At 62.5% G+C, this 11,275-nt stretch carries 10 protein-coding genes; 6 read left to right on the top strand and 4 right to left on the bottom strand.

Annotated elements, in window-relative coordinates; all coding sequences use genetic code 11:
- Positions 1-40: 40 nt before the first annotated feature.
- Positions 41-505 carry an Lrp/AsnC family transcriptional regulator gene (locus AB870_RS15890; protein ID WP_044456539.1) on the bottom strand — a complete coding sequence of 155 codons (465 nt, stop codon included), beginning with the start codon at positions 503-505 and terminating at the stop codon, positions 41-43.
- 268 nt (positions 506-773) lie between these two features.
- Between AB870_RS15890 and AB870_RS15885 the strand changes: the two genes are divergently transcribed.
- From AB870_RS15885 to AB870_RS26905, 5 genes are all read left to right on the top strand, one after another.
- Positions 774-1,403, top strand: coding sequence for a LysE family translocator (locus tag AB870_RS15885; protein WP_047905467.1), 630 nt, complete (start codon positions 774-776; stop codon positions 1,401-1,403).
- 511 nt (positions 1,404-1,914) lie between these two features.
- Entirely contained in the window at positions 1,915-2,970 is a 1,056-nt protein-coding gene (gene cyoA, locus AB870_RS15880) for a ubiquinol oxidase subunit II (RefSeq protein ID WP_084663759.1), read from the top strand.
- 14 nt (positions 2,971-2,984) lie between these two features.
- The gene (gene cyoB / locus AB870_RS15875) at positions 2,985-4,964 is read left to right on the top strand and encodes a cytochrome o ubiquinol oxidase subunit I (protein ID WP_044458326.1); all 1,980 of its coding nucleotides are present in this window, start codon (positions 2,985-2,987) and stop codon (positions 4,962-4,964) included.
- Positions 4,965-4,966: 2 nt separating this feature from the next.
- Positions 4,967-5,593 carry a cytochrome o ubiquinol oxidase subunit III gene (locus tag AB870_RS26910; RefSeq protein ID WP_044456537.1) on the top strand — a complete coding sequence of 209 codons (627 nt, stop codon included), beginning with the start codon at positions 4,967-4,969 and terminating at the stop codon, positions 5,591-5,593.
- Entirely contained in the window at positions 5,594-5,959 is a 366-nt protein-coding gene (locus AB870_RS26905; protein ID WP_044456536.1) for a cytochrome o ubiquinol oxidase subunit IV, read from the top strand.
- Between the two features lie 81 nt (positions 5,960-6,040).
- Here AB870_RS26905 and AB870_RS15860 read toward each other — a convergent pair whose 3' ends face one another.
- From AB870_RS15860 to AB870_RS15850, 3 genes are all read right to left on the bottom strand, one after another.
- Positions 6,041-7,825 carry a peptidoglycan D,D-transpeptidase FtsI family protein gene (locus AB870_RS15860; RefSeq protein WP_047905466.1) on the bottom strand — a complete coding sequence of 595 codons (1,785 nt, stop codon included), beginning with the start codon at positions 7,823-7,825 and terminating at the stop codon, positions 6,041-6,043.
- A 262-nt stretch (positions 7,826-8,087) separates the two neighbouring features.
- Entirely contained in the window at positions 8,088-8,945 is an 858-nt protein-coding gene (locus AB870_RS15855) for a DUF3047 domain-containing protein (protein ID WP_084663757.1), read from the bottom strand.
- Between the two features lie 29 nt (positions 8,946-8,974).
- Complete coding sequence (locus AB870_RS15850; RefSeq protein WP_047905465.1) at positions 8,975-9,601, bottom strand: LysE family translocator; 627 nt, start codon at positions 9,599-9,601, stop codon at positions 8,975-8,977.
- Between the two features lie 409 nt (positions 9,602-10,010).
- Between AB870_RS15850 and AB870_RS15845 the strand changes: the two genes are divergently transcribed.
- Entirely contained in the window at positions 10,011-11,273 is a 1,263-nt protein-coding gene (locus tag AB870_RS15845) for a hypothetical protein (protein ID WP_047905464.1), read from the top strand.
- Positions 11,274-11,275: the final 2 nt, after the last annotated feature.

Raw genomic sequence — 11,275 nt, 5'->3', positions numbered from 1 at the left:
ATTTTACGGTGAAACCCACTTCATGCCGGGGTGAATCGCTTCACAGCAGGGGCGCGCCGGTATCGCGTTTGACTTCGCGCAGGGAAAGCATTGATTCGATGGCCGTGACGCCGGGCAGGGCGCGCAGCACGTCGCGCGTAAAGCTGCCGTAGTCGTCCAGATCCGTGGCGACCACGCCGAGCAGATAATCCGCGCTGCCGGAGATGTTGTGACACGAGACGATGCGGTCGATGGCCTGCACTTCGCGCTCGAATTGTTCGGACAGCGCACGGTCGTGCACCGCAAAACGAACATGAACGAACGCCGTCACGCCCAGGCCGAGTGCGCGATGCGAGAGTTCGGCACGGTAGCCGGTGATGTATCCCTCGGCTTCAAGACGTTTGAGACGGCGCGCGCAAGGCGTTTCGGAAAGGGAGACGCGCTCGGCAAGGCGGGCGTTGGAGATGCGTCCGTCGCGCTGGACGATGGCGAGGATCGCCCGATCGATGGCGTCGAGTTCGTTCATTGTGGTTATCCCGCTACAAAAACAGCTTCAAAGACGGCATTCCACCACGATCCGTAACGCGCGGAAAGTATTTTCCCTCATCCATACGGCTTAAGCCGGCCGGCGGTGGTCGAAAAGTGATGTTGGGGGTTTGTCCACAAAAATGATGAAATTCAGAGTAAAGCGCCAAATATATCGCAAAGAATAGCCGGAAAACGCCGTGTATCCCTAGTCGAGTAGAGGGATCATGAGGCGAGTTTTCGATTGCTTTCGTTCAGGGAAAAATGTCATGGTCTCGCTGCACCTGCTTACCGTGTTCATCGGCGCACTCGTTGTCGTCTACGCATTGCCCGGGCCCGACATGGCGGTGGTGATGCAAATGAGCATGACGCGCGGCGCGCGCCACGGACTGGCGACTGCCGCCGGTCTGGCGCTGGCCCGCGCGGCGCACGTCACGCTCTCGGCTTGCGGGGTGGCGGCGCTGCTGCGCGCCGCACCCTGGCTTTTCGACGCGGTACGGATCGTGGGGGCAATCTACCTTGCGTGGGTGGCGATCCAGATCTGGCGCTCGCCGGCGTTCGGCATGGAGGTGGCACCCGCCGCGAAGGACACTGCGCCGCCGCTCTCCCATGCTTTCCGGCGCGGCGTGCTCTCGAGCGTGCTCAATCCGAAGGCCCTCCTGTTCTGCTCGGTACTGCTGCCGCAGTTCGTGCGTCCCGAAGCCGGGCCGGTGTGGTCGCAGGTCCTCGAACTCGGCGCGCTGCTGCTGGTCGTCGGGGCAGTCTTCGATGTCTCGCTCACCTACGGCGCGGCGCGCATCGCACGCTGGCTGCACATGCGACCGGTTGCACAAAAAGTGCAACGCTGGTCGTTCGGCGCCGCGCTCATGGCATTCGCCGTCCGGCTGTCGCTCGACTGAAAAGCCGGGCACCATCCTCCCCCCTGCATCACGCTCCACCCGGTTGCACCAACAAGGTGCATTTCGCTGCGACACCGCAAATCAGGGTGCGACACAACGTCGCACCCGTTGAATTCCAAGAACCTTCCCCCATTGCTGCATTGCACAGCGTTTACCGTCAAAAAGGTGTCGATCTGTCGGGAAAACGTCGCGCGCGTACGCGTGAGGCCCGCGCGACACATTGTCGCGCCGGCGGGTGCGTGATGTCCCGCCTAATTAAACTTCGGCATAATGCCGCACCGTGATGGAAGTAAAAGACAAGAAGTCGGACAGTGACTTGAGGTCTGCGGGCGGCAATCCGCCCCGGTTCCCGTCTTTTCGATGACACAGTCGTCGTAGTTCGACCGGCGCAATACCGGCGTGACGACTGCTCCCGTCCCACCTTAACCCTTGCCAACCTCCTGCGACCCTGCATCAGGCCGGTAAGCCCGTGTTGCGCCGTTCGCTGGCCAACTCAACCCTGTCGTGTGACATGAAGAAACACAGAAACCCGCGATTGTTTAGGCTCCTCGCCTTGTGCTCGCCGCTGCTTTTGGCCGGCTGCGACATGACGCTGCTCGACCCTAAGGGGCAGATCGGAATCGAGAACAAGAACCTGATCCTCACGGCCACCTGGCTGATGTTGATCGTGGTGATTCCGGTCATCCTGATGACGCTGTGGTTCGCGTGGAAGTATCGCGCAACCAACAAGTCGGCCCGCTACGAGCCGAATTGGTCGCACTCGACGGCCATCGAGGTTGTGGTCTGGCTCGTGCCGATCATCATCATTGCGATCCTCGCGCGCATCACTTGGGTCTCCACCCACGAACTCGATCCGTACAAGCCACTGGAAAGCGAAGTGAAGCCGATTACGGTCGAAGTGGTGGCGATGAACTACAAGTGGTTGTTCATCTACCCGGAACAGGGCATTGCGTCGATCAACGAACTGGCTGTTCCTGTCGATGTCCCGGTGAATTTCAAGATCACCTCGGAATCGATCATGAACTCGTTCTTCATTCCGCAATTGGGTAGTCAGGTCTACTCGATGGCCGGCATGGAAACGAAGCTGCACCTGATCGCCAACCACGTCGGCTCGTACGACGGTATCTCGGCGAACTACAGCGGCGGCGGCTTCTCGGGCATGCGCTTCAAGACGCTGGCGATGACCGACGGCGACTTCCAGCAATGGGTGACGAAGGTGCGCGAGTCGAAGAAGGTGCTCGACAAGCAGGCCTACGCCTCGCTGGTGCCGATGAGCGAGAACACGCCGGTGACGTATTACAGCTCGGTCGACGCGAATATGTTCCAGTCGATCGTGCACGCCCCGATGGCATCGGGCATGGCGCAGCAGCACGAAGGCCATGAGAACCACGGTGCCATGGAAATGAAGGGCATGGACATGAAGTTGGAAATGAAGGGCGCGGGCACCGGCGCCGCGACGGCCCCGGCCGCCGCCGCCAACGTGCAAGGCCAGTCGATGACCATGGCCATGGACGCCGGTGCGCACGCGATGCACGCCGGTACGGCTGCGCACGCGCATAAGGAGTAAAAACAATGTCGGCACTGTTTGGCAAACTGACTCTCGAAGCCATCCCGTACCACGAGCCGATCATCGTCGGCGCGGTCGGCATGATGGTGCTGGGCGGGCTGGGCATCATCGCCCTGCTCACCTACTTCGGTAAGTGGAAGTACCTTTGGAACGAGTGGGTGACGTCGGTCGATCACAAGAAGATCGGTGTCATGTACGTGCTCGTCGCGCTCGTCATGCTGCTGCGCGGCTTTGCCGACGCCATGATGATGCGTACGCAGTTGGCGCTTGCGCACAACTCGGGCGGCATTCTCCCGCCGGATCACTACGACCAGATCTTCACGGCTCACGGCGTGATCATGATCTTCTTCGTGGCGATGCCGTTCATGACGGGGCTCGTGAACCTCGTGGTGCCGCTGCAAATCGGCGCACGCGACGTGGCGTTTCCGTTCCTGAACACGCTGTCGTTCTGGCTGTTCGTGGCCGGTGCCGCGCTGGTGAACCTGTCGCTGGGCGTGGGCGAATTCGCACGCACGGGCTGGCTGGCTTACCCGCCGCTCTCGGGCATTCAATACAGCCCTGGCGTGGGGGTGGACTACTACATCTGGGCCTTGCAGATTTCAGGGTTGGGGACGTTGCTCACCGGTGTGAACTTCGTCGTCACGATTCTGAAGATGCGCGCGCCGGGCATGAACCTGATGAAGATGCCGATCTTCACGTGGACGTCCCTGTGCACGATGGTGCTGGTGTGCGCCGCGTTCCCGGTCCTGACGGTGACGCTGGCTCTGCTCTCGCTGGATCGCTACCTCGACTTCCATTTCTTCACGAATGAGTTGGGCGGCAACCCGATGATGTACATCAACCTGATCTGGATCTGGGGTCATCCGGAGGTGTACATCCTGATTCTGCCGGCGTTCGGTATCTTCTCGGAAATCATCTCGACGTTCTCCGGCAAGAAGCTGTTCGGCTACAAGTCGATGGTGTACGCGACGGCTGCGATCATGGTGCTGTCGTTCCTCGTGTGGGCGCACCACTTCTTCACGATGGGCTCGGGCGCGAGCGTGAACGCCTTCTTCGGTATCGCGACGATGATCATCTCGATCCCGACCGGCGTGAAGATCTTCAACTGGCTGTTCACGATGTACCGCGGTCGCGTGCAAATGACCACGCCGGTGCTGTGGACGCTGGGCTTCATCGTCACGTTCGTGATCGGCGGTATGACCGGTGTGCTGCTGGCCGTGCCGGGCGCCGACTTCGTGCTGCACAACTCGCTGTTCCTGATTGCCCACTTCCACAACGTGATCATCGGTGGCGTGCTGTTCGGTTACATCGCCGGTATGAACTACTGGTTCCCGAAGGCTTTCGGCTTCAAGCTCGACGAGCGTCTGGGCAAGGCAAGCTTCTGGTGCTGGCTGATCGGCTTCTACCTCGCGTTCATGCCGCTGTACGTGCTGGGCCTGATGGGCATGACCCGTCGTCTGAACCACTACAGCAATCCGGAATGGCAACCCTGGCTGATCGCTGCACTCATCGGTGCACTGTTCATCGCCGCGGGTATCGGCTTCCAGGTGCTGCAACTGGTCGTGTCGATCAAGAACCGCAAGGCGCTGGCCGACACGACGGGCGATCCCTGGAACGGCCGTACGCTGGAGTGGATGACGTCTTCGCCGCCGCAGTTCTACAACTTTGCCGAAGAGCCGCGCGTGCATGACATCGACGAACTGGCCTATCGCAAGGAACACGGCATCAAGAGCGATCTGAAGACGAGCTACGCCCCGATTCACATGCCGAAGAACACCGGCGCCGGTTTCATCATCAGTGCGTTCTCGCTGGTGTTCGGTTTCGCCGCGATCTGGCACATCTGGTGGCTCGCCATCGTTGGCTTCGTGGGCATGATCGTGACGTTCATCTGCCGCAGCAACAACGATTCGATCGACTACTACGTGCAGTCGCCGGAAGTGGTGGCCATCGAATCGGCTCACCATCAGGCACTGGCCGCAGCAGCAAAGGCTTAATCATGACGAGCGAAGTTCTCAAACACACTGGCGCGCATGCCGATGCGCATGCGCATGACCACGCGCACCACGACACCGGAGGCAACACGATCTTCGGTTTCTGGGTGTACCTGATGACCGACCTGGTGCTGTTCGCCAGCTTGTTTGCCACGTTTGCCGTGCTGCGTGACGCAACGGCGGGCGGCCCCACGGGTAAGGAATTGTTCGACCTGAAGTTCGTGCTGGTCGAAACGTTCATCCTGCTGTTCTCGTCGATCACCTATGGCTTCGCCATGATCGGCCTGCACAACGGCAAAAAGGGCGCCGTGATGGGCTGGCTCGCCATCACGTGGATTCTGGGTGCCGCGTTTATCGCGATGGAACTGTACGAATTCCACCACCTGATTCTCGAAGGCGCAGGCCCGAACCGTAGCGGTTTCCTGTCGTCGTTCTTCGCCCTGGTGGCAACTCACGGTCTGCACGTGGCCTCGGGGCTGCTGTGGATGGCGGTCCTGATGTACCAGATCGCCAAGAAAGGCCTGAGCTCGACCAACACCACGCGTCTTCAGTGCCTCTCGCTGTTCTGGCACTTTCTGGACGTGGTCTGGATCGGCGTGTTCACGGTCGTCTACCTGATGGGAGCGATGTAAATGAGCAATAGCAAATCGGTGCAATCGCACGGCCACGAAGCTGGCCACAATGCGGCCGGTGGCAGCCACGGCAGCGTGAAGTCGTACCTGATCGGTTTCGTGCTCGCAGTGATCCTGACGGTCGTGCCGTTCAAGCTGGTGATGGATGGCACGATGCCGCCGTCGACGGTGCTGCCCCTGATCCTCGGCGCAGCCCTCGTGCAGATCATCGTCCACCTGATCTACTTCCTGCACATGGACCGTTCGTCGGAACAGCGCTGGAATGTGATGGCGTTCCTGTTCACGGTGCTGATCGTGGCCATCGTGCTCGTCGGCTCGCTGTGGATCATGCACAACGCCAACTCGCTGATGATGCCGGGCATGTAAGTTCCCGGACTTGTCTGGTTGTTTCAGGCAAGTGAAAAGGCGGCCTCGGAATATCCGGGCCGCCTTTTTTATTCGAAGCCGTCAACCGTGCGGCGCCTTGTCGTCCGGCGGCGTATCGGAGGTCGGTGCCGCCAGAATCACCCCGGGCCGTACCGGCAGGTCCGGCCGAATGCCAAGCAGAGGCAAGGCCTGCGAGGCAATCTCCGCGAACGCCGGGCCAGCCGCCTGCCCCCCAAAGTGCTGCGACGCCTTGGGCTCGTCGACCGACACCGCAATTACCAGACGCGGCGCCGACAACGGCGCAATCCCTACAAACGATGCCCGATACTTCGAATGATCGTAACCGCGCACGCCGGCCTTGTACGCGGTCCCGGTCTTGCCGCCAATGCTGTAACCCGCCACCTGAGCCGTCGTCGCCGTTCCGCCCGTGTCGACCACCGCAGCCAGCATCTTGCGCATCTCGGCCGCCGTGCGCGCATCGATCACACGCACGCCTTCGGGCGGCACGGGCGCGTCGGGTTTGATGATGGAGATGGGGACGAGCACACCGTCGTTCGCGAAGATGGTGTACGCGCGGGCCAACTGGAACAGCGATGCTGAAATCCCGTAGCCGTACGCCATGGTCGCCTGCTCGATCCGCCGCCACGATTTGTACGGACGCAGACGCCCCGAGACCGCGCCGGGAAAGCCGAGTTTCGGCTGCTGTCCCAACCCGATCTCGGTGAACATGTCCCACATTTCTTCGGCCCGCAACATCGTCGATACCTTGGTCATGCCGATGTTGCTCGACTTCTGAATCACGCCCGCCGCCGTCAGCACACCGTTCGCACTGTCGTCGGTAATCGTCGCACCTTCGAATACATAACGGCCCGGGCCGGTGTCGATGGGCGTGGCCGGTGTGAGCCGATGCAGATCCAGCGCCAACGCCATGGTGAACGGCTTGAGAATCGAACCCGGCTCGAAGACGTCCGTGAACACGCGGTTACGCAACTGCTCGCCGGTCAGATGCTCACGGTCGTTCGGGTTGTACGTCGGCAAATTCGCCAGCGCCAGCACCTGCCCGCTTTTCGCGTCGATGACGACTGCCATGGCCGCCTTCGCGCCAGTGCGATCCACCGCATTCTTCAATGCCTCGTAGGCGATGTACTGCACGCGGGTGTCCAGCGTCAGACGAATGTCCTTGCCGTCGCGCGGCGGGCTGGAGTCGTCGAGGTCCTGAATGGTGCGCCCGATGCGGTCCTTGATGACGCGACGCACGCCCGCCGTGCCTTCGAGCAACGACTCCTCGCCAAGCTCCATGCCTTCCTGACCCTTGTCCTCGACGTTCGTGAAGCCCACAACGTGCGCCGCGACATCACCTTCCGGATAAAAGCGCTTGAACTCGCTGCTTTCATAGACGCCAGGAATACCCAGTGCCTCGACCTGCTTGCCGATCTCCGGCGACACCTGACGCTTCACGTAGACGAATTTTTTCTCGCCGATGAGCTTGGCGCGCAATTCCTTGACAGGGATGTCCAGCAGCTTGCTGGCTTTCTGAATGTCGCTGTCGGACAGGTCGTCCGGCACTTCGGCCGGCACTGCCCAGATGGTGCGCATCGGCAGACTGGTGGCGAGCACGCGTCCATCGCGATCTTCGATCTTGCCGCGTACCCCTGGCATGACGATGGCGTGTTCGTAACGCTTTTCGCCCTGCGCGATGTAAAAGCTGTTCCCCGGCCCGGCGATCCAGAACGCGCGCACGACCAGACCGATGAAGGCGAGGGTAATGACAATGACGACGAATTTGGAGCGCCACAACGACATGCGCGATTGCAAAACGGGACTGGCGGCGAACGTGACGTCCTTGGGCTGGCGATTCTTCTGCATGGCGCTCGCGGGGCGATGAAAGGCTGAACGACGATTGGATGCAATGAGTCCGTGTGCAACGCGGGCTCAAATTCCAGGCGAGATAGCGTAGCACGCAAGCGATTGTTGCCATAGCGCGAAAGCCACGTCACACGGGGCTTTCAGTGCTTTTTTCAATGCTCTCGACGGCGCGGTTGGTGTGGGTGTCGACAGATGAAACCGGAGACGGATTTTCACGATGAAAATCGCTTCCGGCGATCTCGCCGCCTGTCCTCGCTTTCCCTCACTTGCCCGCCTCGAAGCGCACGTCGCCGTACCACGCATGTGCGCTGGCATGCGTGTTATCGCTGTCGGTGAAGACGCCGTAACCGAGCAGTTTGCCCGGTTTCTCCTTATAGACCCGCTCGTAGTCGGCTGCGAGATTGCGTGAGAACGTTTGCCACTTGCCGGTCGATGCGTCACTTCCCGCGACCACGATCATTTGCACCCGGTCGGTGTGAGGGTTCTGGATGATGCCGCCCACCGGCGCGTCGTCGGACCAGATGTACATGAGCGTGGCATAGGGAAGGTCTTCACCGCCGGCTTTCGCCAGTGTCATGGCGGCCCGCTCGCCGAACGAGAGCGAGGACTTGTCGCCGTCGAAGAAGAACACCAGCCGCGCCGGCGCGTCTTCCTTGTCGCTCGCCCGGTTGTCCGCGCCGGGAATGCCCTTTTCGACTTTCCAGCGCCACGCGACGACAGGCGTCGCGCTCAGATCGATGCCGTCGCCTTTGGCCACGAGCGCCGATGCCGAGTCGGCGGAACTCGCTTCGATCACGTTGCGCTTGCCATCGGCCACCACGGTGTAGACGGTGAGTTTCTTGCCGCTGACGACCGGCAGGTTTTGCCATCCGGCTGGCAACGTGTTGCCCGCCGGAGCTTTTGAAAAGGGGATGGCGGCAGGGCCGGGCGGCGGTGCGTCGGCGGCCCGCGCGAGCGGCAGATATGCGCCGGCGGCGGCTGCCGATGCGACATAAGCGGTGTACGCAACGGACCGCACGAACGATGCGAATGCTGCGAACCGGCGGCGCGGCGCGCGCGGAACGGACGGGGAAGGACGTTGCGAGGACAACGGACGAAGCGTCGGGACAATGCGTTGCATGGCGGACGACTCCCAGGTCAAAGACGAACTCAGCGCTGCTGCATGGCAACTCGCAGACCCAGTCCGATGAAGATGGTGCCGATGATCTTGCCTTGCCAGCGAAGCAGCCACGTAAAGCGTCCCACGAACTTGCCGAGCGGGCGCACCGACATGGCGACGGCGGCAGTGTAGAGCGCGCTCATCGCGACGAAGACCATCCCCAGTACGAGGAACTGCATGAAGACGTTGCCCTCGCTTGCGCGCACGAACTGCGGCATGAAGGCGAGGAAGAAAAGCGCGGTCTTGGGGTTGAGCACCTCGGTCGCCACGGCCTGCGCAAATGCACGTCGCGGCGATACCTTCGGGGCGGCAGGCAGTTGCGGATCGGACGGACGCTCCCATAGCGCCCGGATCCCGAGATAGATCAGATAGGCCGCACCGGCATATTTCACGACGTCGAACGCCAACGCCGAGGTCATCAGCACGGCGGACAACCCGAGCGCCGCGAACAACGTGTGGACGAGGTCGCCGAATGCGATCCCCATGCCGGTCATGACGCCCGCGCGACGTCCGCCTTGCACGGTGCGCGTGATGGTGAGCAGGACCGCGGGCCCGGGAATCAGAAACAGCCCGAGAACGACAGCAACGAAGGTAGCAAGCGTGGTGAGCGTCGGCATGAGGTCTCCTGGGATGAACGTGTTTTCGGGATGCGGCAACGGGCGGTAACGGGCGGCAACGGGCGGTAACGCACGGCAATGGCGACATCATCCCAGATTCTGCGAGAGGACGCCCAAAAGGCCCGGGCGCGATTCCTGAAGCCGCACGCGCTTGAGCGGTGGACCATGCCCGCTCTTCCGACCCGCTCTGGCCAACGAGGCCCGGGACGCGTCGGCACCGCCGACCGGATCGACCCTGATCGTCGGCTTGACCGGATCGCCATTCCGCTTCCAGGAGCCTGTGCCATGTTAGTTGCCTCCGATGCTGTTTCCATCACCACCACCGCCACCACCGCCATGGAGGCTGCCGTCCCCCCCCCTTGCGAGCGGTTCGCCGCCCAACGCCGGTTTCGCGCTGGCGAAGGAGGCCATGCATTGCATTTTCGACGTCTTCAGGGCGGACTTCTCGGGCGCCGCAGCCTGTCTGCGCGAGAGCGGGTTGCATCATCTGCTTGCCGGCGCCTGGCATCGCGCGAGCCGGTGCTTTCAGACACACGCGGCCGGGCAACCCGGGGCGGCGGACGTCGGCTTCGCCTGTGCGCTGAGCGCGCTTACGGTGGGGGCGACGTGCACCTATCTGTGGCCCGAACTGAAGGCGCTGGAGCAGGCGATTGGCGGTGGCGGCGAGACGCAGCGCCAGTGGGCATTGCAGACGGACTCGCAACTGCGCCGGCGGACGATGGCGGACGTGAGCGCAATGCGTCAGTGTCTGGCCGTGTTCGATGCGACCGCTCCCGCTGCCACTGCCGAGCGGGACGGGGCCTCGCTGCCGCGCCGTGCGCTCGCGGAAATGCGCATTGCCGAAGCGCTGCTGCTCCACGTCGCCGACACACCGCAACCCGATCTCGCGCGCAGCGACCGCGTCGCCGGGCTTTGCCAATTGATGGCACATGGCCTCGGCTTCAAATTGCCCAGAGCGCTGCGCGAGGCGCTGCGCATCACCGACGAACGGCCTTCGCTGATTCGTGACGACAACGCCTTCGCACTGCTCAAGGCCCGGCTCGAACCGGACTGGCGTCACGACGAGCCGGGCTCGCCGACCTTTACCGTTCACCCCATCGATGTGCAGATGTTCGACCCCGCCGAGACGACTGGCGACCTGTGCGCCGCGGCGCGCAACGAACGTCGCCTGCTGACGCATCCCACCGCCCTGCGACGCGTGCGTGCCCGCCTCGTCGAGCTGTTCGCGGCGAGTGTGCGCAACGACTGCGGGGGCAACGGCGACTGGCGCCAGATCGCCGAGCGGGCGATGGCGGTGGCGGCGCAGCAAGGCATGACGTGCGATAACGTGCTCAGTGCATTGGGAATCGCCACGCGTGCGGGGATCAGTGCGCGCCATGCATGGCGCTGGTCGGACGAACCCGCGCTGCAACCGGGCGAGACGATGCGTCCGGCGATTCCGTTCGACGTCGCCCGGTGGATCGCCCGCGTGATGATCGTGGCGGGCAGGCCCGACGCGAGTGCGGCGCATGCGCCGTGTCCGGCGCGTCTTGCCGCGCTGGTGAGAGGTGATACACCCCCGTCGCTCAGGATCGGTAGCCCGGACTGGATGCGTCTGGTCGAGGGAATCGACGCGCTGGGCCGCGATCACTGGCACACGGCATTTGCTCAGGTTTGCGAAGAAGGGCGGTGAGT

The sequence above is a fragment of the Pandoraea faecigallinarum genome (genome assembly GCF_001029105.3).
GTDB lineage: Bacteria > Pseudomonadota > Gammaproteobacteria > Burkholderiales > Burkholderiaceae > Pandoraea > Pandoraea faecigallinarum.
Note: the sequence above shows the minus strand (reverse complement) of the source record. Positions and strands in the feature narration are given on the sequence as shown.

Excerpts from the sequence above, each read along its gene's own strand:
- AB870_RS15890 (WP_044456539.1), bottom strand. The coding sequence starts at position 505 with ATGAACGAACTCGACGCCATCGATCGGGCGATCCTCGCCATCGTCCAG.
- AB870_RS15885 (WP_047905467.1), top strand. The coding sequence starts at position 774 with ATGGTCTCGCTGCACCTGCTTACCGTGTTCATCGGCGCACTCGTTGTC.
- cyoA (WP_084663759.1), top strand. The coding sequence starts at position 1,915 with ATGAAGAAACACAGAAACCCGCGATTGTTTAGGCTCCTCGCCTTGTGC.
- AB870_RS26910 (WP_044456537.1), top strand. The coding sequence starts at position 4,967 with ATGACGAGCGAAGTTCTCAAACACACTGGCGCGCATGCCGATGCGCAT.
- AB870_RS26905 (WP_044456536.1), top strand. The coding sequence starts at position 5,594 with ATGAGCAATAGCAAATCGGTGCAATCGCACGGCCACGAAGCTGGCCAC.
- AB870_RS15860 (WP_047905466.1), bottom strand. The coding sequence starts at position 7,825 with ATGCAGAAGAATCGCCAGCCCAAGGACGTCACGTTCGCCGCCAGTCCC.
- AB870_RS15855 (WP_084663757.1), bottom strand. The coding sequence starts at position 8,945 with ATGCAACGCATTGTCCCGACGCTTCGTCCGTTGTCCTCGCAACGTCCT.
- AB870_RS15850 (WP_047905465.1), bottom strand. The coding sequence starts at position 9,601 with ATGCCGACGCTCACCACGCTTGCTACCTTCGTTGCTGTCGTTCTCGGG.
- AB870_RS15845 (WP_047905464.1), top strand. The coding sequence starts at position 10,011 with ATGCATTGCATTTTCGACGTCTTCAGGGCGGACTTCTCGGGCGCCGCA.